Here is a 23,430-nt window from a genome sequence, read left to right on the forward strand (position 1 = left end):
CCAAGAATTGCTCAACTCACGCTGGGCAAAACCGGCTGATTCAACCAATGGGCACCTACGCTTCTAATGAGACTTAAGAGCGAATTTAATCAATTCCTCCACGCTCAGGTCGTTGCCGTGCTTATGCTGGATTTGGTCGAGGGTTTTCTCGGCCGCGGCCCGCGCAAAGCCTAGCGTTACCAGAGCCGCTAACGCTTCGCTGCGGTTGGTATTGTGCGCTTTAGCCAGCGGAACAGTATCAATTCCGGCTTTGGCCAGTAGTTCATCTTTGCGCAGTTTGTCCTTCAGCTCCAGCACCACGCGCTGGGCCGTTTTGGGTCCTACCCCTTTGATGGCCTGAATAGAGCGGACATCCTCATTCACGATGGCCTGGCGGATTTCGCCCACCGACATAGACGACACCATCACGATGCCCGTGCCTGGCCCAATGCCTGACACCGAAATCAGCTGCATGAACAAGGCTTTTTCGTTGGGGTCTAGAAAGCCGTACAGCGCCTGCGCGTCTTCCTTAATGTGCTGATACGTATAGAGCTTAGCCTTCTCTCCGTCAGCGGGCAGCTTGGAGTAGGTAGCCAGGGAAATCCGGATTTCATAGCCGATGCCATTTACATCAAGAATGGCCTGGGTGGGGTCTTTGTAAGCGAGTTTACCGTCAACGTAGGCAATCATGCGGGGTGGTTAAAGTAGTTGTTAGAACGGGCAGAACAACCCCAAACGAGGTTTTGTGCCAATTAACTTAGGCGTTCTAATCAAATTAGCCAGCTCAGGGTGCGCTGGTCGGGGATACAAGCAAGTTGGCGCGAATTTGCCCGGAATCAAAACCCACACCTTAAAGGTCATAAAAGCAAAAAGCCCAGCTTCGGACTGAAGCTAGGCTTTTTGTGTACGCAGGAGCGAAGAAGGCTTAGAGCCCTTTGCCGTCCGGATGTTGGGCATCTACCACGGCAATGGAGGCGATGTTCACGATTTCGCGGACGGAAGCACCCAACTGCAGGATGTGCACCGGCTTGCGCATACCCATCAGAATGGGCCCAATTACTTCGGCCCCGCCAATTTCCTGAATGACTTTATAGGCAATGTTGCCGCTAATTACATTCGGGAAGATGAGTGTGTTGGCGCCGCCTTTGTCAGCCAGGGGCGAGAAGGGGTACTGCTCGCGCAGCAGCTCCGGGTTCAGGGCTGTGTTGGCTTGCATCTCGCCGTCCAGAATCAGGTCGGGGTAACGTTGCTTGGCCAGTTCGGTGGCACGGCGGGCTTTGTCGGGCAGTTCGCCGGGGTTCGAGCCGAAGTTGGAATAGCTGATGACGCCTACCCGCGGCTCCGTGTCAAAGAACTTCACGGCCCGCGATGTCAGACCAATAATTTCCACCATTTCTTCGGCCGAGGGGTCGATGTTTACGGTAGTATCGGCGAAGAAATACGGGCCTTTCTTGTGCTGGATGATGTACATGGAAGCTACGCGCTTCACGTCGTCGGCTACCCCAATCACCTGCAGGGAAGGCACAATGCTCTTGCCGTAATCCTTGCTCAGACCGGTAATGAAAGCATCAGCCTCACCGGTTTCCAGCATCATGCTGCCGAAGTAGTTCCGCTCGCGCAGCAAGCGGCGGCCTTCGTACAGGGTAATGCCGCGGCGCTGGCGCTTCTCGTACAGTTTCTGAGCGTACTCCTCGCGCTTGGCTTCGTCCTGCAGAATGTCGATGATCTGGCAGCCTTCCAGGTCCAGGCTGTTCTCGGCGGCGATACGCGCAATTTTCTCGCGGTTGCCGAGCAGAATGGGCTGGGCAATGCCTTCATCGTGCAGAATCTGGGCGGCCTTAAGAATTTTGTACGTGTCGCCCTCGGCAAATACTACCCGCTTAGGGTTGCTGCGGGCCGCTTGCGTAATGCGGTTCATCAGCTTCTGGTTCACGCCGAGGCGGGCGCGCAGCTCGTCCTCGTAAGCAAACCAGTCGTCGATTTGGGTGCGGGCCACGCCGCTTTCCATGGCAGCCTTGGCTACGGCCGGACTCACAGTAGTAATCAGGCGGGGGTCAAGGGGCTTAGGAATCAAGTAGGTACGGCCGAATGACAGGGTGTTGTCGCCGTAGGCCTTGTTTACCATATCGGGCACAGGCTCCTTGGCCAGCTCGGCCAGGGCGTGCACGGCGGCCAGCTTCATGGCCTCGTTGATTTCGGTAGCCCGCACGTCCAGAGCTCCCCGGAAGATGTAAGGGAAGCCGAGTACGTTGTTTACTTGGTTGGGGTGGTCGGAGCGGCCAGTAGCCATAATGATGTCGTGGCGGGTAGCCAGAGCCACATCGTAGGCAATTTCCGGGTCAGGGTTGGCCAGAGCAAACACAATAGGGTTGTCGGCCATCTTCAACAGCAGTTCAGGAGCTAGCACGTTGGCTGCTGAAAGGCCCAGGAAGAAGTCGGCGCCCTCCATAGCCTGAGCAAGGCTAGTGATGTCGCGTTGGGTAGCAAACTGCATCTGCAGGGCTGCCAAGTCGGTGCGCTGGGGATTGATGATGCCGTCCTTATCGAACACTACCACATTTTCGCGCTTCAGGCCCAGTTCCAGGTAGAGGCGCAGGCAGCTGATGGCGGCCGCTCCGGCCCCGCTTACTACCACCTGAATTTCGCCTATTTTCTTGCCTACTACCTCTAGGGCATTCAGCAAAGCGGCCGACGAAATGATAGCCGTGCCGTGCTGGTCGTCGTGCATGAGCGGAATGTTCATCTGCTCGCGCAAAGCCGTCTCAATGGGGAAGCACTCGGGGGCTTTGATGTCCTCCAGGTTAATACCGCCGAACGTAGGCTCCAGCGACTTCACGATGCGGATAAACTCCTCGGGGTCGGTGGCGTCAATTTCAATGTCGAAGCAGTCTATACCCGCAAACTTCTTGAACAGTACGCCTTTACCTTCCATTACTGGCTTGGAGGCATCAGGACCGATGTTGCCCAGGCCCAGCACGGCGGTACCGTTGCTGATAACGCCTACCAGGTTGCCCTTGGCAGTGTACTTATACACATCGTCCTTGTTGGCGGCAATGGCTTTGCAGGGCTCAGCTACCCCTGGCGAGTAGGCCAAGGCCAGGTCCAGCTGGGTGCTGACGGGCTTGGTCGGAATGACTTCAATTTTACCTGCCGGATTCTGGGCGTGGTAGTTGAGCGCGTCCTGTTTGTTTATTTTCAGCATGCTACAATGCTAGGGTGGAGCTTCCTTTAAACGGCAAGAAAGCGGGATGGGGCAAAATCAACCCGCGACAAAGGTACGAGCCCCCGCCCGGATAGAAAAAAGGCCCCAAACCCAGCTAAGGTTTGAGGCGCACAAAGGGGTAGGAACTCAGAAGCACTACAGCAATGGAATTTCCTTGAAAGTGCCGTAGCATTTCACCTCGCAGGCAGGGCGACTATCGGATTGGGAGCCAACGCCCAGAAATTTAAAAGGGTCTTTTATGTTCTTCAACAAGAAGGAGTAGGAACCACTGATTAGCTGGCGCTCGGCATTGTATTCGGTAATAGTTAGGCTGCCATCCATTGCATCAGTATTGCCCGAGTATCGGTTCAAATAGGCTCCTGTACCGTAGAAGGGGCGCTCATACGTAGCCAGCACGTCGCCCTGGCCGGGGTCTGGCTGCGTCGCAATGGTGTATGAGCCCACAAATCCTGGCGTTTGTTTACTGCTTGGTAGCACAAATTCCAGGTGCTCGTCGGTGCCCGCACCAGCAGCGCGGGACTCTTTCTCGAACACCAGTGTTAGCTTTTGAGTTGTAAGCTTGCCAGCTGGTTCTTTCGCCAGAAACGTCTGCCCTTTATTTTCGGCTTCTGCTGCCGGATACGTGTACGTAAAGCTGATATTGGCTTCCTGCACGGGCGGCGCTACGGTGGGCTCTGCCATTTCTTTATCCTTCTGGCAGGCGGTGGCAATGGCAAAAAGAAAGATGCTGGAAAGGATATGTACTGATTTCAACATGGTAGGAAAGGATAATAGGAACTAGAGCAGGCGACATAAGTCAAGCCTTGTGCCAACCTCATTCGAAATAGTTCCCTTGAGCCCTCCCTATGTGTGATTATTTTTTCATGTATCTGACTATCATGCATAAAAAAAGTGCAGAGATTTGCTCTGCACTTGCTGGTTTCTAGAGGATGTAGGGCACTAACTCTTTACGATGAGCTTCTGGCCTGGCTTCACCTCATCCGATTGTAAGTTGTTTAGCTCCCGCAGCTTTTCCACCGTCAGGCCCTGGTAGCGGCGCGAAATATTATAGAGGGTGTCGCCGGGTTGTACCAAATGGACCTGTGGCGTTGGTATAGTTGGGCGCGAAGCGGAGCGTACGGCCCGGCGCACAGGCTCCTGAGCAGCCGCGGCGGTTTCACGGGTTGCAGCCGCTACTTCACTGGCAGTTTCTTCTATCTCGCGCAGGTTTAGTTGCTGACCCGGTGTAAGGGCAACGGAAGTAAGCTTATTACGGGCCATAAGCTGAGCTACCGTTAGGCCATGGGTGCGGGCCACTTTCTCCAGGAAGTCGCCGCGCCGGACAACGTAGGTAGCCGGCACTGAATCATCGGCCGTTGCAGAGGGGGTAGGGGGCTCGGAAGATGCCGCAGACCGTGGAACAGCCTGCCGCGCAACTGGCGTCCGTCCTGACGTCTCTGCTTCCTCAACTTGCTCCGCCTTGGCTACTGGCCGCGATTTTACCGCAGCAGCCTGCACCACTGGAGCGGGCGCAGGCCGACCATTGCTTGTTGCCAATACCGTTTTGGTTTCTGGAGCAGCAGAAGGGGTAGGCGTATGAATAGCGGGCACAGGCACGAATACAACCAACTGCCGGCGTGGAGTCAAGCCTGCGCTTTTGCCTAGGCCATTCCAGCGACGCAGTTGGGCGGGGCTTACCTCATAGCGAGCGGCTACAGATGCTACCGTTTCACCGCGTTTAACGGTATGGCGCACGCGACGAAACCGGGGCTGGGCTTCCCGTGCTTTCTCTCTCGGACTGCCTTCCGCCACCAAACTACGGGTCGGGAAAGGCTCGACACCAGTTAGCATTACCGGACGGGGTAGTAGCTGTTGCGGCAGTTCCGCTACAGGTCGGCAATAAGTAAACAGCGTTTCCCGATCTACCACGGCAAGTGCCGGGCGGGCAGCGGCGGGAAGTTGCACGGCGTAAGGGCGGTAGCCCTGAGGCAGCCACGGCTTACGCAGCTCTGGGTTCAGCCGCACCAAAGCCATAGAATCGGTGTAGCCACAGGCGCGGGCCAGACGGGTCAGATCGAAGGCGCGACCACCTAGCTGCAGCGTGTCCATCGCCTCGGCGTACTGGTAGCGCAGGGTAGGGGAGTGCAACTGATGCTCCTGCGCGTACTTCATGGTGTACATGATGGCCGTGAAGGTGGGCACATAGTTGCGCGTTTCGGCCGGCAGATGGGGGTGTACTTCCCAATAAGTTTTCTTGCCAGTACGCCGCACTACTTTCTGCATGTTGCCCGCCCCCCAATTGTAGGCCGCCAGCACCATTTCCCAGTCATGGAACACTCCGTAAAGGTAGCGCAGGTGCTTGCAGGCAGCTTCCGTGGCCTTCTCAGGGTTCATGCGCTCATCCACCCAATCGTCGCGGCGCAGGCGCAGGTCGTTGGCCGTCGGCCCCATAAACTGCCAGAGGCCGGTGGCGCCTACCCTGGATTTAGCCGTCGGAATCAGGGCCGACTCTACCACCGCCAGGTACTTGAGGTCAGTGGGCAAGTTGTATTTGGCGAGGTACTTCTCAAAAAGTGGGAAATACAGGTTTTCTCGTTCCAGTACCCGCTGGGTATAGCTGCGCTGCCGTTCCGTAAACAGCCGCACAAAAGCCATGACGTGCGAGTTGAAAACGTGAGGTACATCCGTCTCGAAGCAGTTGACTCGGTCCCCGACCAAGTCGCGGAGTTCGGGCGGCGTCCGGAGCCAAACCAGTTTCACGGAGTCCACGGGGGTAGGCGCCGCCACCAGCGTGTCGGGCAGGAGCTCCAGGTTTACGCGCAGGGAGTCATCGGAGGCTGGCAGCGGCTGAGGGGCCGGCGGCAGAGAGGGCTGAACCTGAGCGGCTGTCGGCCGCGCTACCGCAGCAGCAAACAACACCGGAACAGCAACACGCAGCAACGACTTCTTCATACTTACATGGAAACGGGCAGGTAAGCCGAATGCTCAAAATACTGTGCCTCAGCGCGGCACGTTTTCAAAAATAGCACGAAGTAGCTAAAACGCTACCCCTGCTGCGAATAAGAACCCCGAAGTTCCACTTGGGTCCGGCACTAGGCAGCTGCCCGAAAGCAGCCATCCGCCAAGACCGGAGTGGTACTCCGGGGTATCTGAACTCTTGGGCCTGACTAGGCCTCTACCGGAGCCAGTGTCTCCGTAACCGAGTTAGCAAAGGCAAGCAAGTGCTCCTCACGGAAAGCCCCGCTCAGAATCTGCAATCCAATAGGCAGACCTTGCGAATCCTTCCCGGCCGGCACCGAAATAGCCGGTACGCCTGCCAGAGAAGCCTGCACCGTGAAAATATCTGCTAAATACATCGCCAGCGTGTCCTTATTCACATCCCCAATACGGAAGGCCGTAGTAGGGGTGGTCGGCAGCACCAGAAAGTCGTACTCACGCAGCAATTCATCGGTTTTCTCCTTGATGAGACGGCGCACACGCTGGGCCTTGGTATAGTAAGCGTCGTAGTAGCTGGCGCTCAGTACAAAAGTACCCAGCAGAATCCGGCGCTGTACCTCCGGCCCGAAGCCCTGAGAACGTGTTTTCTTGTATAGCGACTCCAGATCTGTGGCGTCGGGGGCGCGGTAGCCAAACTTCACCCCATCGTAGCGGCTCAGGTTTGAGCTGGCTTCGGCGGTAGTCAAGATATAGTAGGTTGGCACTATAAAGTCGAGGTAGGGAAAATCCACCGACTCTACTACATGCCCCTGCCCCCGGAATTGCTCCAGCGCCTGCTCCGTTGCAGCCTTGATTTCTGGGTTTAGACCAGGGCGCTCCAGGCAGTCTTTGATGTAGCCAATGCGGTAGTGCGGAGCCGGCGCCAAGTGTTGGCTGTAGGCAGGCACTTCGCGCTTGCTAGCGGTGCTGTCGAAATTATCAGGGCCGGCCATTACTTCCAGCAGCAAGGCCGCGTCTTCTACCGAACGGGTAAGCGTTCCAATCTGGTCAAAGGATGAAGCGTAGGCAATCAGGCCGTAGCGCGAAATGCGCGAGTAAGTCGGCTTAAAGCCTACAATGCCGCAAAAAGCCGCCGGCTGGCGCACCGAGCCACCCGTGTCGGAGCCAATAGAGGCCAAGCACATATCGGCTTGCACGGCCACTGCCGAGCCACCCGAAGAGCCGCCGGGCACCCGCTCAGGGTCAATTTCATTGCGCGACGGGCCGAAGTACGACGTTTCGTTGGAAGCACCCATGGCAAACTCGTCGCAGTTCTGGCGGCCAATCAGGATGGCATCCTCATCGAGCAGGCGCTGCACAGCCGTACCCGTAAACAACGACTTGAAGCCTTCCAGAATGTGGCTGCTGCTCTGCAGCGTGTGCCCTTCGTAAGCCAGCACATCTTTCAAGCCGATAACCATACCAGCCAGCTTACCAGCCGTGCCGGCTGCCAGCTTGGCGTCCACGGCATCGGCCTGGGCCAGGGCCTCTTCAGGCCACACTTCCAGAAAAGCGTTGAGGTTTTCTTTGCGGCGGATATTATCCAGATAATACTCCACGAGCTGACGGCAGGACGTGGTGCCTGCCGTCAGCTCGTGGCGAACTTCCGTGAGGGAGTTGAAGCGTCTCAAGACGAAAAGGGTTTGAGTAGGTACAAGGTAGTCGGTAGTGGGTAGTAAGATGAAGGATTGACTCTTATATCCTACTACCTAACACCTGCTACTTAGTGCGTTTGGTCGAGGCGGGGGCGCTCCTCAGAGGTAGGCGTAACCGGTGGAGTAATGCCGCCATCCATGGGCGGAGCCACGGACGTAGCAACCGGGGCTTCAGCTACCGGAGTAGGGGTAGGCGCCTGGTAAGGCTGCTGATTGAACTGCTGCTGGTAAGGCTGCTGCGGATGCTGGGGTTGACCGGCGTTTTCAATTTCGCTCCGGATTTCCCGCGAAGCGTCCTTGAATTCCCGAATGCCTTTGCCCAGACCGCGCGCCAGCTCAGGAATCTTGTTGGCGCCGAAGAAAATCAGGATGACGACCATGATGAGCATAATCTCACCACCGCCTAAATCCCCCAGGAAAAGAAAGAGAGGAGTGTTCATGGTAGAAAAGGCTTAACGGCGCGGAGCCGTAGGATCATTCGGATTTACAGACTGGTCGCGGAATTCCGGCTTCTCCTCTTTAGAAGCGTCCTTAAATTCACGGATACCCTGGCCCATGCCCCGGAACAGTTCGGGAATACGCTTGGCTCCAAATAACAGAATGATAGCGAGACCGATCAGGAGAAGCTCAGTACCGCCAAGGCCGCCAATACCAAGCAAGAGGGTGGCAAAGTTCATAAGAAGAAGCCGTTAGGCCAGAAAATGAAGTGGCAAAGCTCCATATACGCAGCTTTGTATGCATCAGGGTTGTAAAGGTACCGCATAATTTCAAAATCAGTTCCCTGTCAACTTGCTGATGTGCGCTGCCACCGAGCTAACTTGGGCGTGCTGAACCGTAAATCTCCTATAACCCTACCCAGCGAATCGGGCCTTTTAGCCCGTAAACAACGCCACTTAGCGGGTCAGTAGGAGAAATTCGAGTCTATATACGCTATTTAGAAGGTGCTTTACAACTACTATAGTGTAACGCGCCTTGTCACCTGCATTAGTCCCAATGCCATTTAACCTGTCTGCCCCTGACCGCCCCGTCAAGCCCGCGCTACGTCGAGCTGAGGAAGCTGCGCGGTTAGAAGCTCTGCGCAACTACCAAATTCTGGACACGCCGTCTGAAACGGCGTTTGATGACTTAGTGCGCCTGGCCGCCTATATCTGTGGCACACCTATTTCCTTGGTATCGTTGATTGATGCCGAGCGTCAGTGGTTTAAAGCCCGCGTAGGGCTCGATGTTCAGAGCACGGCCCGCAATCTGGCCTTTTGCCAGCACGCTATTCTTTCGGATCAGGTTTATGAAGTGGAGGATGCCACCCAGGATCCTTTATTTCAACAAAACGACTTGGTTACGGGTGAGCCTAACATCCGGTTCTATGCCGGTGCTCCCCTTATCACACCCGACGGACAAGCCCTGGGCACCATTTGCACCATTGATACAGTGCCTCGCCGTCTGACGGAAGAACAACGCGATGCGCTGCGCATTTTGGCCCGGGAGGTAGTGTCGCACTTGGAGCTGCGGCGGGCCCGCATTCAATTAGAAGAGGAGAAACACAAGTTGGAGGGGTTACTACGAATGGCTAACGATACAGCCGAATCATTTTACCTGAACGGAGGGCAAAATGAAATTTTTATCAAGCAGGACCACAAGCTACTGCGCGTAAGCACGGCCGATATCCGCTACGTGGAGGCTCTTGGCGACTACGTGAATATTTACTCTGGACGGGAGCGGTACACCGTGTACAGCACCATGAAAGAACTGGAGGCTAAGCTGCCCATCCGGGATTTTGCACGGGTACACCGCAAGTATATTGTGCGGCTTGACCGCATCATTGCCATTGAGAACGATGCCGTGATTGTAGAAGCGGGGCGCAGTGCTGAGCAGGCTACCAGTGTATTGCCCGTGCCTATTGGCAACTCCTACAAAGCAGGATTGCTGAGCCGCCTGAATCTGATTTAAGCTCAACAGTGAGCTGCAGTGTTCAGAATGCTGCGATTCGCCGAGGGAAAAAACCTATTCAGCGAATTTGCGGAAGCCAGATATAATTCGGCGTGTATCTTTCGCCATGTTATCGGGAATGACCCCAGTTGCCAATGCCTATCCTGACATTGGTGGCCGGGGGAGGGATTCTGATAGCTAAGTTTGTTTTCATAGCTCAGAAAGACACCGCATGCTGTGCGGTGTTTTTTTTGCTCCCTGACCTACTTGCGACCCAGCCAGTTCTCGGGGTTCAGGTTAGCGCTGTTGTGCCACACCTGAAACTGAACCTCCGAAGTGCCCTCCGCATCCGTGGAAACGGTACCAATAGTTTGACGAGCACTTACAGTCTGGCCTTCACTCACACTCACGCTCCGCAGCTTGGCATATACCGTAAAGTAGTCGCCGTGCTGGACCATTACAATGGTGTTCATGCCCGGCACGCTGGCTACGGTAAGCACCTTGCCACTAAACACAGCCCGCACTGGCTCACCAGCGTTGGTTTGAATATCAACGCCCCGGTTTTCTACTACCACGTTCTTAAGTACCGGGTGGTTGTGCCGCCCGAAGTGCTGGCTGATAAAGCCCCGGCCCACGGGCCAGGGTAGGCGGCCTCTGTTATCGTGGAAGGAAGCTGCTAGCTCAGCGCCTTCCGGAGTCATTGTCACGCGGTCAACCCGTTCGGCAGCGGCCTCCGCTGCTGCTTCTGTAGCAGCAGTGCTGCTGGTGCGGGAGGTAGCGCCGGGGCTACGGGCCGGAGCTGTGGCCCCAGCACTGGCCCGCTCAGCGGCTGCCTTCGCGGCGGCGCGGCGGGCGGCCAGACGGGCGGCACGGGCAATTTCTTCTCGTACGCGCTGAGCAATCAGGTTATCAAGCCGACCCACGGCTTGCTGACGGGCCGCTAGCTCTTGCCGGAGGGTTTGCTCCTGTTGCGTAAGTTTGGTAACCACCTGATCCTGCTGAGTTTTCAGGGTGAGCAGGTTCTTTTTTTCGGAAAGCTGGTTGTTGAGCAGGGTGCCTTTCTCCTCCTGCTTTTCCTTAAGGCCGCTGAGTTGGTTGCTTAGGCGCTGCTGGGTGTGGGTAATTTGGGCCGCTTGGGCCTTGCGCACTTCCGTGTACTGACGGATGTAGCGCAGACGTAACATAAACTGGTTAAACGATTCCGAGGCGAACAAGAACATCACTCGATTATACCCGTTGGCAGTTTTGGAGCCGGTGTATATCAAACGGGCATATTCAGCCTTAAGCTGCTCTAAACTTTGGCGGGTTTGCTGCACCTGATTTTCCGTCTGCCGAACGTCGGTTTCCAGATAGCGCAGCTCGCTGCTAATGTTCTTGATGATGCCCTGCTGCGCCGTTAACTTTTCCTTTAACGCATTTAGCTGGCCCACAGAAGCTTGTTTCTGCTGCTGGGTTTGCTCCAGAATGCGGCTGGTTTCTTTGATGCGGCTAAGCGTCAGGCGCCGCTCGCGCTCCAACTGGGCTTTGGTTTTACGCGTTCCTGAGCCACTTCGCTGAGCCCACGCTGCATCAATACTGCCTAGCACCAGCAGGCCAGAGAGCAGTAGCAGGCAGCCCTTATTTTTTCCGCGCATATCCCTTAGGTACCGAGAACGGAAACTGCAGACGCTCCTTATCGATGTCTACGGAGCGGTAGGTGATAGTGAGGGTAGTAGGGGGCGTCTGGCCCTGCTGAATCTGCACGAGGCTGCTGTAGGCAAAGGCTTGGGGTGTGCGCTCCAATACTCGGAAGTCGGCGTAATCGACAGTGAGCTTGTTCGTGCTGGCCGGTGCCTGCACTTGCAGCTGCTGAATCCGGCCACGATCAAGGTTGATGAGCTGCTGCACCAACAGGCCGGCCTGCTCATAGTTTACGCGTTGCACAGGACCCTCGGTAACTACCGTGGGCTGGGTGGCGGCGTTCAGCGGCGCTAAGTAGTTGCCTAGCAACAGGGCCTGAATCATATCAAAGGTGACGGGCACATTCAGCCGCTGACTGAGGTAGGCGAAGTCGCCGGCGTAGTACTCGCGGTGCAATTTGTCTAGAACCTGTACCGAGTCGCGGGTAATGTAGATGCGGCCGCCTTCTACCCCAATCAGAGACGCCGAAATCCAGATAACGCTGTCTTTGCGAATGCGCACGTTGATGTTGCCGCTCTGCTGATCAAACTGCGCCTTGCCTTTCGCCGCCAGAAATCGGAAATCAACGTTAGCCGCCTTCACTGACTCCGGGATGGCCGCCGTTGGCTTGGGTGATTTGGAGCCGATAGAAACAAGTTTGCGGCTGCAGCTGCCCAACAGTAAGGTGGCGCTTAGCAACACCAGCAAAAGGCGGTTACTCATATAATTTCTTGTCTTTAATCTTCCGGTCGATGAGCGGGGAAGCACCGCCTGTTTTTTTGGCTCGCTGCCATTCCAGCAGGGCCTTGTCCGGTTCGCCGAGTTGGTACAGCACGTCGCCGTAGTGCTCTATCACGGTGGCGTCGGAAGAGGTTTTCAAGGCCTTTTCCAACTGCTGGCGGGCGCCGGCATAGTCTTTCATGCGGTACAGCACCCAGCCGTGCGTATCTAGGTACGTGTCGTTATCGGGGTACTGTTTTACCAGCTTAGCCGACATTTCCCGAGCCTTGTCCAACTTCTCACCTCGCAGAGAGAGGTAGTAACTGTAGTTATTTAGCGCCTGGGCGTTGTTGGCGTCAAAGGTAAGGGCTGCCTCGTAAGCGGCGTCCGACTTAGGGTAGTCCTTCAACTCGTGGTAAGTGTCGCCGAGCTGGGTATCAAATTGCGCGAGCAGCTCCGGGTTATCGGTGGCCAGCTTGCGGCCATATTCCAACGATTTGATGGCTTTGGTAGGCTGCTTTTTCAGTTGATGCCCTACCCCGTTATAGAACCACAAAGGTGCCTGGTTCGGGAACAGCTCCAAGGCTTGCTCTGTGTGGGTAAGCAACGAGTCTACCTGGTTTAGCTCAGCATCAATCAGCACTACCTGCTGCCAAATCTGGTAGCGGGAGTTATCAAGCTTGATGGCTTTCAGATAGTTGGCCCTGGCGGCGGTGCGGTTGCCAGTCACGGTCTGAATGTCGCCGGCAATGGAAAAGGCTTTGGCTTCTTGGGGGTGTACCCGGGTAGTAATACCAGCCAGATCCTGCGCGGTTTGATTCAGAGCCGGGTTAGGCAGTTGCTTGATGTAGTCAATCAGGATGCGAACTTTATCATCCACATCTAAGGCCGGGCTTTCGAAGGCCAGCTTGATTTGCTTTTCTGATTCCTGTGGGTTGTTCTGCTGCCGATACACATCGGCCAGAATCATACGGGCCCGCGGGTTGTCGGGGTCTAGCTTTAACGCTTGGTTTGATACCCGGATGGCGTCGGGGAAGCGGTTGTTCACGGCGTACATCTGGGCCTGGGCCAGCACGTAGCGCACTTCGTCTGGGTTAGTGGCAATCAGTACCTCGCCTTCCTGCAGTGCCTTGTCCAGGTTATTCTGCTTGAGGTAAATCTGCTGCTTTTTAAAGGAAACCTCATCCAGCGGTCCGAACTGCTTTTCGGCTTGGTCAAAGGTGGCCAGTGCCTCGTTCAGCTTGCCCTGCGCCATGTACAGGTCAGCCAAATTGAAGAGGTAGTACCCTGAGTTAGGCACCTGTTTAATTAAGGTGTTATACACCCCAATGGCTTGGTCGAACTGCTTCTGGGAGGCATAAATCTGCGCCAGCAACAGGTAGTAGTAAGCATTCTGCGGATCCAGCTTCACGGCCGCCTGCCCAAAGTTGGTAGCATCCTGCAGATTGCCACTCAGGAGGTTTGTTTCGGCAATCTTGTAGTTAACGGCCGCATTGGTAGGGTTCAGCGCGTAAGCTTTCAGCAGGCGCTCTAGGGCCTTGTTGTAATCTTCCAGCAACACGAACCGCACCCCGTCCACGAAATATGCTTCGCTGATTTCACGGTCCTTCTCGGAAAGCGGACTGCGTTGTCGGGCGGCAGCATCTACGGCCGCCCGCCGGGCCAGCTCTTTTCGCTCCTTACGCGTGAGCTTGCGGGCCTTTTTCTCAGGGGCCGGGGTAGTGGCCGGGGCTGGTTTTGCCTGTTGGGCGTACGTCGGCCCAGCCAACAGCAGGCCCAGCAGAAGCACGGAGAAAATACCAAATCGACTCATGAAAACAGTAGCGCGGACCCTGATGGCCGCGGTTTGGAAAAGAGGAAACCTAACCCCAACACGACGGAGCCCAACAAAGGTCCGCGCCACTGAAACGTCAGGAGACGCAAAAATATCACACGCGCAGCGTGTTGTAGTCGCCGAGGCTTAGGTCGTTGGGGGTGCTGGCTACCGTGGCGTGGCTACCTACCATGGAGTTGGTCAGGTTGGCGTGCAACACCGTGGCCGACTGCTGCACGATGGAGTTTGAAACGATGGACGCGCGTACGTTGGTATGGTTGCCCAGTGAAACGTGCGGACCTACCACCGAATCCGTAATCACTACGCCCTCGCCGATGTATACGGGCGGAATCAGTACGGAATTGGTCACCTTGGCGGATTCGGCTACCAGGTTCTCGCCGCGTTCCTGCAGATACTCGAGGTAGCGCTGGTTGGTGTACACGGTAGCATCTTTGTTGCCGCAGTCGAGCCACTCAGTTACGCGGCCAGGCACGAACGTGGTGCCCTTATTCTTCATGTTCTCCAGAGCATTGGTGAGCTGATACTCGCCTTTGTCCTTGATGTCATTGTCGAGTAGGTATTGCAGCTCACTGCGCAGGTACTCGCCGTCTTTAAAGTAATAGATGCCGATGATGGCCAAGTCAGAAACAAAGGTTTCGGGCTTCTCCACAAAGTCGGTAATCTGACCTTGCTCGTTCAGCTTTACTACTCCGAACGGCTTGGGGTCTTCTACGCGCTGTACCCAGATGGTGCCTTCGGCGGAAGAATCTAGCACAAAGTCAGCTTTGAACAGGGTGTCGGCAAAAGCTACTACCACCGGACCATTAAGGGCCGATTGGGCGCACAGAATAGCGTGGGCCGTACCCAGAGGTTCGTCCTGGTAGTGAATAGTGCCTTTGGCACCTACTGACTCCGCAATCTGTACGAGGTTTTTCTCAACCTCCGCCCCGAAGCGCCCGATGATGAAGGCCACTTCTTCCACGGGCTCGCCGCATACTTTGGCAATGTCTTCTACCAGACGCTGCACGATGGGCTTGCCGGCAATTGGAATCAGGGGCTTAGGAACGGTGAGAGTGTGGGGGCGCATACGCTTGCCCATGCCAGCCATCGGGACGATGATTTTCATACAGGTGTAGTCGTGAAAGGTAAATGTAGAAGTGAGAGGGTGGAGCGGAGGCGCGAAGGGCCGATTGGTAAATAGCGAAGGAAAAGGTAAACTCTGGTATGTAGGTAGCAACTTTTACTGTACCCCGGTGCTGCCGTAGCCGCCGGTGCCGCGTGAGGTTTCGCTCAGGGCAGTTACCGGTTGCCATTCCACGGTTTCGTGGCGGGCCACTACCAGCTGCGCGATACGCTCCCCATCCTGCACCACAAACTCCGCATCGGAGAGGTTTACGAGCAGAACTTTCAGCTCGCCCCGGTAATCAGCATCGATGGTGCCGGGACTGTTGACCAAGCCAATTCCGTGTTTGAAGGCCAAGCCACTGCGGGGGCGCACCTGCATCTCGTAGCCTACCGGAATTTCGAGAAATAAGCCAGTAGGGATGAGGGCGCGTTGCAGGGGCTTCAACGTAACGGGCTCCGGGAGGTTGGCCCGCACGTCCATTCCGGCGGCATGGGCTGTCTGATATTCGGGCAACGGGTGGCGGGAAGTGTTGATAACAGAAATCAGCATGAGCAAGAGGAGCCACAGGCATTTGCCAGCAGCAAAGGTAGAAAAGGAAGAATGGGTTGTGGTACTATTTTGCCGGATTACGAGGAATTACTGGATGATTCCGATGCAGAGCTATTTTCCAGCAACTCATTTATTGGAGGTACCCTGCATCAGATGGAGCGCAGCCTGCGACCTTCTATTAGCGCTACAGCCCCTACAAACCCCAGTGTAAGCAAAGCGTGAAAACCGTAGCGCGGCCAACCTGCGGTTACCGGCAGCCACCAACTCAAGGCTACTACCCCCACTGCAAGGCTCAACCAGCCCAGGAGCTTTAGCACAGGGTAGGGAACTGGGAAGTGCCGCTCGCCCAGCCACCAGCACAGCGCAGCCATTAGGAAATAGCAGGCCAGGGTAGCAATGGCCGAGCCCATGTAGCCCAGCACCGGAATCAGCAGAAAGTTGAGGGCCACTGTGAGCACCGCGCCGGCAAACCCGATGTAGGTGCCGTAGTAGGTTTTGTCAGTCAGCTTAAACCATACCGAGAGGTTCCAGTACACGCCCAGAAAAAGGTTGGCCAGCAGCAGAACCGGCACGACGGCTAGCCCCTGCAAGTACTCGGGCCGCCGCAGAAATAGCTGGGCCACAATATCCACGTTCACGCTTACGCCTACGAACAGCATGGCGCAGCACAGGGTAAACCACTTAAGAACCAGGGCAAAGGTGCGGGGCGAGTTTTTATCGTTGCTTTGGGCGAAAAAGAACGGCTCGGCGGCATACCGAAAGGCTTGAATAACCAAGCTCATCAAGATGCTGATTTTGTAGCAAGCCCCGTAGATACCCACGGCCGCCAGGTTGCTTTGGCCAGGGTAGAAGTTTTCGGGTAGCCAGCGGGGGAGCAGGATTCGGTCCAGGGTTTCGTTAACCATGCCCGCAAGTCCCATCAGCATGATAGGGTAGGCGTAGCGCAAAAGTGGGCGTAGGGGCTCCAGGCTCAGGCTCGGCCTGAAATCTAGCAACTCCCGGCTCAGCAGCAGCAAGGTAAACGCACTGGCCGCCAAGTTGGAGATAAACACGTACCCTACCCCTATACTGGGGTCATAAGCCTTTTCAATAAACGGGCGCAAACCTGTGAGGTAGTCACCGGCCAGCACATCGGGGCAGAACACGATGAAGAACAGGTTCAGCCCCACGTTCAGCACAATATTAGCTAACCGGATAGCCGCAAACTTCTTGGCTTTATTCTCTAATCGGAGCCGCGCAAACGGAATGGCTGCCACCGCATCCAGCCCCAGAATTACGGCAATCCAGATGGCAAACCGCTCGTGGCCTGGTGGCAGGCTTAGCAAGCTCATCAGCGGCCGAGCCAGCAATCCTAAGGCTATGGTTAGCAAAATGCTGGTGAGTATGAGCAATGTCATCACCCGGTTATACAGCTCTTGCCGGTCGGTGCCGGGGCGGTTGGCAAAGCGGAAATAGGTAGTTTCCATGCCGTAGGTGAACAGCACATTCAGAAACGACACATAGGCGTACAGCCCTGTTACGATACCGTACTGTGCCGCCGCAAACCGCTTGGTGTAAATGGGCACCAGCAGCGTATTCAATACCCGCCCAACAATGCTGCTGATGCCGTACACGGCCGTCTGGGAAGCCAGTCGCTTGGCTATACTCATGTAGGAAACCTCTCAGAAATGATACAGAAAACGCCCCGCCGAACAGCAGAACGTCATGCTGCAGCAGGTGCGCAGCATGACGTTCTGGAAAGGGGTAGGCAGGCTACTTACCCGTGAATACTGCAGGACGCTTCTCCAGAAAAGCCGAAGTGCCTTCCCGGAAATCCTCCGAATCAAAGCAGCGGGCGAAGGCATTGGCTTCGGCCTGGTAGCCGTGCCGGTCCTTATCATAGAAGGCATTTACGCTGTCGATGCACAGGCCCAGGGCCAGGGGAGCTTTGGTCAGGATGCGCGTGAGCAGTTGCTTGGTAAAGCTAAGTAGCTCTGCCTGGGGCACTACGTGATTTACCAGCCCAAGGCGTAGGGCCTCGTCGGCCTTTATCATGTCGGCCGTGAGTAGTAGTTCAATGGCTTTGCCCTTGCCAATCAGCTGGGTTAGGCGCTGGGTACCCCCGTAACCCGGAATCAGGCCCAGATTTACTTCTGGTTGCCCAAACCGGGCATTTTCGGAAGCAATACGCATGTGGCAGGCCATAGCCAGTTCGCAGCCTCCACCGAGGGCAAACCCGTTTACAGCCGCAATAACCGGCTTCGGGCTTTCTTCTAGCAGGCAAAATGCTTCCTGGCCTCGTTCTGCCGCACGCCGAGCCGAAATTTCATCCAGTTGGGTCAACTCCGCAATATCGGCCCCGGCCACAAACGACTTCTCCCCGCTGCCCGTCAGGATAATGCCGCGCACAGACGGATCGTCGAGAGCCTGCTGAGCAGCCTTCCTGATTTCCTCAATGGTAGCCGCATTCAGCGCGTTCAGCTTATCCGGGCGGTTAATGGTGATGGTCAGGATGCCAGTTTCGGCTTCCAGCTGATAGAGCAGGTTGGTAAAGGTCATGGTTGGTAGAAGGGGTAGGGCTCAGAGAACAGCGGTAAAGATAAAACGAATTGCGCCGCTAGTGTTCTTCGGCCCAATGGCCCCTACCCCCAGTAGCATTGCCAAGGCCGCGGCTCGCGTAACGGCTGGGCTCACTATGGAAGTGGAGCGAGGTGATTTTGGGTAATTGATGAGGTGGATAATTAAATTGATAAATTTATATATTTAGCCTTCTCCTTGTTTCATCTTCACTATCAACTGGTTCCGGTCTATGGGTTTTGTATCTGAATTCAAAGAGTTCATCTCTAAAGGTAATGTCCTCGACCTCGCGGTGGGGGTTATCATCGGAGGGGCCTTTGGCAATATCGTTAAGTCGCTGACTGATGATGTATTGATGCCAGTGCTGACCCTATTAACCGGGGGGCTCGATTTTAAAGATTGGTTTCTGGCCCTTGATGGCTCGACCTACAAAACGCTGGAAGAAGCGAAGAAAGCGGGAGCAGCTACAGTTAATTATGGCTTGTTTTTGAATGCGGTTATCACCTTCCTGTTGATGGCTTTTGCTATTTTCTGGCTGGTTAAGATTGCCAACCGCTTCAAAAGACCTCAAGAGGTTATTCCCGTTGCTGACCTCGGCCCAACCAAAGATCAGCAGCTCCTTATGGAAATCCGGGACGCTTTGCGCAAATAGTCACGGTGTAGCGCATAACCTGAAACGTAGTCTACCCCATCCATTCGGCTTTAAGAAACGTACTTCGCGTAGGAGCCGCTCAGGCAATTCCCTACCCCTTCTTGAAGAAGCTGATATGGTCAGCGGATCAGGTGCAAATGCCACTTTCCACCTGATTTGAACTAACTTTGTCGGCCTCCCGTTGGGCGCTCAAAATCGTTTGCGTTTGCCTTGAATTGCAACGGTTTACAACCCTGTTTTTTTGCCGTCTTGCATTATGAAGAAGTTGCTTTCTGCTGTACTCCTGGCCTCTGTTAGTTTGCTGGCGGCTCCCGCTGTTAAGGCGCAAACCACTGCCAGTGCGGCTTACTCCGGGCAGGCGAAGCGGGCTGAGCAAGGGCAACGTAAAAAGCGGCAAGCCTCTGCCACCGACATCGCCCGCATGCAACAACGCATGAGCATGAATCCCGATGAGGTAAAGCGCGACCAGCAAATGGAGATTCTTGAGGCTCGCTCAGGCATGAGTACGGCCAACACCAGCTTCGGCCGCTCATCGGGCCCAGCGCGTCAGTTTGAAAAAGGCTCGGGAGGTTTCACTGTCCGTAAGTTTAAAGATAGCCGCATTGGTACCGCCCGGCAGAAGCGAGGGCAGACCCGCCCCGCAGGTTTCGTGGATCCTAAAGGCAAGCCATTAAGTCACAAAAAGAAAAAGCACTTTCTTTTCTTTTAAACCTGTTCTATCCAACTAAATACAAAAGCAAAAGCCGTGACGCACTGCGTCACGGCTTTTGCTTTTGTATTTAGTTGGATAGAATTACCCTACTTAGTGTCGTAAGCGGATAAGTGAGGGCCAGTAAAGCACCGCCGCAATTGATGAGCGAACGGCGGCTGAGTCATTTTGTGCCAAGGGGCGCACTTCTGAAAGCAGGTCTTTGGCTTGGCTGTTGCCAGCCGCGCCGCGCGCCTGCCGGCCGAACTCTGGCACCAAGGCGCAGGAAGCCAAGCCGGAAAGCAGAACCAGAAGAAGTAACGCTCGCTTCATATACAAGAGGTTAAGCCGCTCATACTAGGTAGCATGCCGTTTTGCAAAAGCCTACTATCTCGTATGGTAGCCCACCATGGATGGCTCGGAGATGCGAGGTCAAACGCCCAATCCTCTATAAAGAGGAAATCTACGTTTGTTTGCACCCACCCGGGCGTATTACAGTCTTCAACAGCGCCACCCAACAGCTTAAGCTGCTACAGCTTCGCGTCTAAAGTAAGAATAATTAGATATCAGAAGGTAGTGTAGTACCATTAACACACCGTTAATAGATGGGAGCAAGAAAAGTTGATTGAGCAATCCAAATAGGGTAGGGGTTGGTGGTATCAGTCCTACTATACATGAGAAGGGCCCGCGCTTACTAAGCGCGGGCCCTTCTCATGTATAGCAAAGCGGTGTATTACAGGGTCCGCTTTACTTCTTTCTCTTCAAAACCTTCAATGTTGTCACCTTCACGCAGGTCGTTGAAGCCTTTCAGCGAAATACCGCATTCGTACCCTTGGCGTACTTCCGACACGTCGTCTTTGTAGCGCTTGAGGTCCTGAATTTCGCCAGAGTACACCACAATCCCGTCGCGCACCAGGCGGACTTTGGTTTTGCGGGTGAAAGTGCCATCTGTTACCATACAGCCGGCAATAGTGCCCACCTTGGTAATGTTGAACACCTGGCGAACTTCGGCATTGGCGACTACCACCTCCTGCACCGTTGGAGCAAGCATGCCTTCCATGGCATCCTTCACTTCATTGATGGCATTGTAGATGATAGAGTAGAGGCGGATATCAATCTGCTCCTGCTCCGCCAGCTTACGGGCGCTCTGCGAAGGCCGCACCTGGAAGCCAATGATGATGGCATCGGAGGCCGAAGCCAGCAGCACGTCGGATTCCGAAATGGCACCTACCCCTTTGTTGAGGATGTTCACGGCCACTTCCGGCGTGCTCAGCTTCAGCAGGGAGTCGGCCAGTGCTTCTACCGAACCATCCACGTCGCCCTTCACAATAACGTTGAGCTCCTTGAACGAACCGATAGCCAAACGGCGACCAATTTCGTCGAGGGTGATGTGCTTCTTGGTGCGCAGGCTCTGCTCACGGGCCAGCTGCTGACGCTGGGTGGCCAGTTCGCGGGCTTCACGCTCCGTTTCCATCACCTGAATCTTGTCGCCGGCCTGAGGAGCGCCAGTGAGACCCAGCACCTGTACGGGGGTAGCCGGACCAGCTTTCTTCATTTTCTTACCGCGGTGGTCCGTCATGGCCTTTACGCGGCCGAAGTGCGGACCTGCCAGCACGATGTCGCCAACTTCCATGGTACCTGTCTGTACCAGTACGGTAGTCACATAGCCACGACCTTTGTCGAGGGAGGCTTCAATAACCGTACCCACGGCATGACGGTCGGGGTTTGCTGTCAGCTCAAGAATCTCAGCTTCCAGCAGAACCTTCTCTAGCAGATCGTCGATGCCCAGACCAGTCTTGGCCGACACTTCCTGGGACTGGTATTTACCGCCCCATTCTTCCACCAGAATATTAATAGCCGACAGCTCTTCCCGCACTTTGTCGGGGTTAGCGCCAGGCTTATCAATCTTGTTCAGCGCAATTACAATCGGTACACCGGCTGCCTGCGCGTGGTTGATGGCTTCCTTGGTTTGCGGCATTACCGAGTCGTCGGCAGCTACCACAATGATGGCAATATCAGTCACTTTAGCACCACGGGCACGCATAGCGGTAAACGCTTCGTGACCTGGGGTGTCAAGGAAGGTTACGCGCTTGCCCGATTTGGTCATCACGTCGTAAGCACCAATGTGCTGCGTGATACCGCCGGCTTCACCTTTCGCTACGCTCGCGTTGCGGATATAGTCAAGCAGCGAGGTCTTACCGTGGTCAACGTGACCCATGATGGTCACGATAGGAGCCCGCGGCTGCAGATCTTCCGGTGCGTCCTCAATATCGATGGTTGTTTCCTCTTCCTCCGCGCTCAGGAATTCCACGTCGTAGCCAAACTCATCCGCAATAACGGTGATGGCTTCGGCATCGAGGCGCTGGTTGATGGAAACGAACATGCCCATGTTAAGGCACACCTTGATTACTTCGTTCACCGATACATCCATGAACGACGCGAGGTCGTTGGCAGAAATGAACTCGGTTACTTTAAGCGTTTTGGCGTCCAGTTCGTTCTGAGCACGCAGAGCCTCACGGTCTTCGGCTGCCATGTTCCGCTTGTCGCGGCGGTACTTTGCTCGATTCTGTTGCTGACCACCACGGCCGCCGCTGAGTTTAGCAAGCGTCGCTTTGATCTGCTCCTGAATCTGCTTGTCGTTTTGCTCAGGGGTAAGTGCCGGAGCCGGCTGGCGGTTGCCGCCTTGGTTCTGGCCTTGGCCCTGGCGGTTACCACCCTGCTGGCCCGGACGGTTGCCACCTTGCCCACCGGGCCGGTTGCCTCCACCTTGCTGGCCGGGGCCACCTTGGCGGTTGCCACCTTGCTGACCCGTTTGGCCGCCCTGCCCACCTTGCTGACCGGGCTGGCCCGGACCGCTCATGGGAATACGCTGGCGCTTTTTCTTATCAGGGCTGATGCCGCTCTTGCGAACATCAGACGAAGCCACAGGACGAGCCCCACGGCCACCGCCACCACGCCGGGACGAATCGAGCGGAAGCTCAATCTTGCCCAGTACCGTTAGGCCTTTGAGCTGATCTGCCTTCGCAACGATAGTGCCTTCCTCAGTAGCTGGAGCTTCCGGGGTAGCTTCGGCAGGAGCAGCAGGTGCTACTGGTGCCGCCGGCTTAGGAGCCTCGGCGACCGGAGCTGGAGTAGGGGCCGGTGCTGGCTTAGGTGCTTCTGCCACGGGCGCGGGCTTGGGTGCAACCGGAGCCGGCTGAGGAGCCGGAGCTGGCGCAGCAGGTTTGGGAGCCTCAGCAGCCGGAGCTGGGGTAGGAGCTTGCGGAGTAGCAGGCTTAGGAGTTTCTGCCACGGGCGCGGGCTTAGGAGCGGGAGCAGCTGGTGCTACTGGCGCAGCAGGCTTAGGAGCTTCCGCAGCCGGAGCCGGGGTAGGAGCAGGCGCAACGGGCCGGGGTGGCACGGGACGCCCTTTCGAGTCAAGCTCGATTTTACCCAACACCTTCAGGCCCGGAACCCGAGCCGGCTCTTCAGCTGGCGTAGCGGGTTTGGGCGCCTCGGCGGCGGGAGCGGGGGTAGGGGCTTGCGGAGCAGCGGGCTTGGGAGCCGGCGCAGCAGGAGCGGCAGGTTTGGGCGTAGCCGTTTCGGCTGCCCGGGCCTGAGCAGCCTGCACCGCCGCAGCTTCCAGCTCGCTTTGGCGCTTGGCCTGGCTGAGCTTTGCGGCTTCCATCTTGTCCTGCGCCGACGATGCAAACGCCTTTTCGAGCAGGGAAACCTGCTCCGACGTCAGCTTGGTCGTCGGTTTGTTTTCGATGTTATGCCCTTTTCCCGCCAGAAAATCTACAATCGTAGAAAGTCCAACGTTCAGGTCTTTGGCCGCCTGATTCAGCCGTTTGGTTGCTGCTTCCGCCATTCTATGCTCGCGAACGATACTCTTATTCAGTTGCAAAGGTACTATATTAAATCTTGCCGGGCGGGGTCAAAATCAAGCC

At 55.9% G+C, this 23,430-nt stretch carries 19 protein-coding genes; 3 read left to right on the forward strand and 16 right to left on the reverse strand.

Going from position 1 to position 23,430, the window contains the following annotated elements:
- Positions 1 to 63 precede the first annotated feature (63 nt).
- From ruvA to DNI29_RS02950, 7 genes are all read right to left on the reverse strand, one after another.
- Positions 64 to 669, reverse strand: coding sequence for a Holliday junction branch migration protein RuvA (ruvA, locus tag DNI29_RS02920; protein ID WP_110976560.1), 606 nt, complete (start codon positions 667 to 669; stop codon positions 64 to 66).
- A 235-nt stretch (positions 670 to 904) separates the two neighbouring features.
- Positions 905 to 3,181, reverse strand: coding sequence for an NADP-dependent malic enzyme (locus DNI29_RS02925; RefSeq protein ID WP_202910361.1), 2,277 nt, complete (start codon positions 3,179 to 3,181; stop codon positions 905 to 907).
- Between the two features lie 156 nt (positions 3,182 to 3,337).
- Positions 3,338 to 3,958, reverse strand: coding sequence for a hypothetical protein (locus DNI29_RS02930; RefSeq protein ID WP_110976561.1), 621 nt, complete (start codon positions 3,956 to 3,958; stop codon positions 3,338 to 3,340).
- 183 nt (positions 3,959 to 4,141) lie between these two features.
- The gene (locus tag DNI29_RS02935) at positions 4,142 to 6,133 is read right to left on the reverse strand and encodes a LysM peptidoglycan-binding domain-containing protein (protein WP_110976562.1); all 1,992 of its coding nucleotides are present in this window, start codon (positions 6,131 to 6,133) and stop codon (positions 4,142 to 4,144) included.
- A gap of 215 nt (positions 6,134 to 6,348) precedes the next feature.
- A complete protein-coding gene (gene gatA, locus DNI29_RS02940; protein ID WP_110976563.1) occupies positions 6,349 to 7,788 on the reverse strand; it encodes an Asp-tRNA(Asn)/Glu-tRNA(Gln) amidotransferase subunit GatA in 1,440 nt (479 codons plus the stop codon).
- A gap of 92 nt (positions 7,789 to 7,880) precedes the next feature.
- A complete protein-coding gene (gene tatA / locus DNI29_RS25230) occupies positions 7,881 to 8,252 on the reverse strand; it encodes a twin-arginine translocase TatA/TatE family subunit (protein WP_110976564.1) in 372 nt (123 codons plus the stop codon).
- Positions 8,253 to 8,264: 12 nt separating this feature from the next.
- On the reverse strand, positions 8,265 to 8,489 hold the full coding sequence (locus DNI29_RS02950; RefSeq protein WP_110976565.1) for a twin-arginine translocase TatA/TatE family subunit: 225 nt from the start codon (positions 8,487 to 8,489) through the stop codon (positions 8,265 to 8,267).
- A gap of 316 nt (positions 8,490 to 8,805) precedes the next feature.
- On the opposite strand from DNI29_RS02950, the gene DNI29_RS02955 reads away from it, so the two are divergent.
- Positions 8,806 to 9,759, forward strand: a complete 954-nt coding sequence (locus DNI29_RS02955) for a GAF domain-containing DNA-binding protein (RefSeq protein ID WP_110976566.1) — start codon at positions 8,806 to 8,808, stop codon at positions 9,757 to 9,759.
- 242 nt (positions 9,760 to 10,001) lie between these two features.
- Here the strand turns inward: DNI29_RS02955 and DNI29_RS02960 are convergent, their stop codons facing one another.
- The 7 genes from DNI29_RS02960 to DNI29_RS02990 all read right to left on the reverse strand — a co-directional run bounded on the left by DNI29_RS02960 (position 10,002) and on the right by DNI29_RS02990 (position 18,143).
- Entirely contained in the window at positions 10,002 to 11,372 is a 1,371-nt protein-coding gene (locus tag DNI29_RS02960; RefSeq protein ID WP_110976567.1) for a murein hydrolase activator EnvC family protein, read from the reverse strand.
- Positions 11,356 to 12,120: a lipoprotein insertase outer membrane protein LolB1 gene (gene lolB1, locus DNI29_RS02965; protein ID WP_110976568.1), complete on the reverse strand. Its 765-nt coding sequence runs from the start codon at positions 12,118 to 12,120 to the stop codon at positions 11,356 to 11,358. Before lolB1 ends, DNI29_RS02960 begins: the two co-directional genes overlap by 17 nt.
- Positions 12,113 to 13,930 (reverse strand): tetratricopeptide repeat protein, encoded by a 1,818-nt coding sequence (locus DNI29_RS02970; RefSeq protein ID WP_110976569.1) that lies wholly within the window; start codon positions 13,928 to 13,930, stop codon positions 12,113 to 12,115. The genes lolB1 and DNI29_RS02970 overlap by 8 nt, the downstream gene beginning before the upstream one ends.
- 115 nt (positions 13,931 to 14,045) lie before the next feature.
- Positions 14,046 to 15,056 (reverse strand): sugar phosphate nucleotidyltransferase, encoded by a 1,011-nt coding sequence (locus tag DNI29_RS02975; protein ID WP_110976570.1) that lies wholly within the window; start codon positions 15,054 to 15,056, stop codon positions 14,046 to 14,048.
- A gap of 114 nt (positions 15,057 to 15,170) precedes the next feature.
- On the reverse strand, positions 15,171 to 15,605 hold the full coding sequence (gene dut, locus DNI29_RS02980; protein ID WP_110976571.1) for a dUTP diphosphatase: 435 nt from the start codon (positions 15,603 to 15,605) through the stop codon (positions 15,171 to 15,173).
- A gap of 149 nt (positions 15,606 to 15,754) precedes the next feature.
- Positions 15,755 to 17,254, reverse strand: coding sequence for a polysaccharide biosynthesis C-terminal domain-containing protein (locus DNI29_RS02985; protein ID WP_110976572.1), 1,500 nt, complete (start codon positions 17,252 to 17,254; stop codon positions 15,755 to 15,757).
- Between the two features lie 103 nt (positions 17,255 to 17,357).
- Positions 17,358 to 18,143 carry an enoyl-CoA hydratase/isomerase family protein gene (locus DNI29_RS02990; RefSeq protein WP_110976573.1) on the reverse strand — a complete coding sequence of 262 codons (786 nt, stop codon included), beginning with the start codon at positions 18,141 to 18,143 and terminating at the stop codon, positions 17,358 to 17,360.
- 250 nt (positions 18,144 to 18,393) lie between these two features.
- Between DNI29_RS02990 and mscL the strand changes: the two genes are divergently transcribed.
- A complete protein-coding gene (gene mscL / locus DNI29_RS02995; protein WP_110976574.1) occupies positions 18,394 to 18,813 on the forward strand; it encodes a large conductance mechanosensitive channel protein MscL in 420 nt (139 codons plus the stop codon).
- Between the two features lie 256 nt (positions 18,814 to 19,069).
- A complete protein-coding gene (locus tag DNI29_RS03000; RefSeq protein ID WP_110976575.1) occupies positions 19,070 to 19,522 on the forward strand; it encodes a hypothetical protein in 453 nt (150 codons plus the stop codon).
- 93 nt (positions 19,523 to 19,615) lie between these two features.
- Here DNI29_RS03000 and DNI29_RS24025 read toward each other — a convergent pair whose 3' ends face one another.
- Positions 19,616 to 19,834: a hypothetical protein gene (locus DNI29_RS24025; protein ID WP_123823045.1), complete on the reverse strand. Its 219-nt coding sequence runs from the start codon at positions 19,832 to 19,834 to the stop codon at positions 19,616 to 19,618.
- Between the two features lie 400 nt (positions 19,835 to 20,234).
- On the reverse strand, positions 20,235 to 23,351 hold the full coding sequence (gene infB / locus DNI29_RS03005; RefSeq protein WP_110976576.1) for a translation initiation factor IF-2: 3,117 nt from the start codon (positions 23,349 to 23,351) through the stop codon (positions 20,235 to 20,237).
- Between the last annotated feature and the right edge of the window lie 79 nt (positions 23,352 to 23,430).

Source organism: Hymenobacter sediminis (assembly GCF_003231285.1).
Taxonomy (GTDB): Bacteria; Bacteroidota; Bacteroidia; order Cytophagales; family Hymenobacteraceae; genus Hymenobacter; species Hymenobacter sediminis.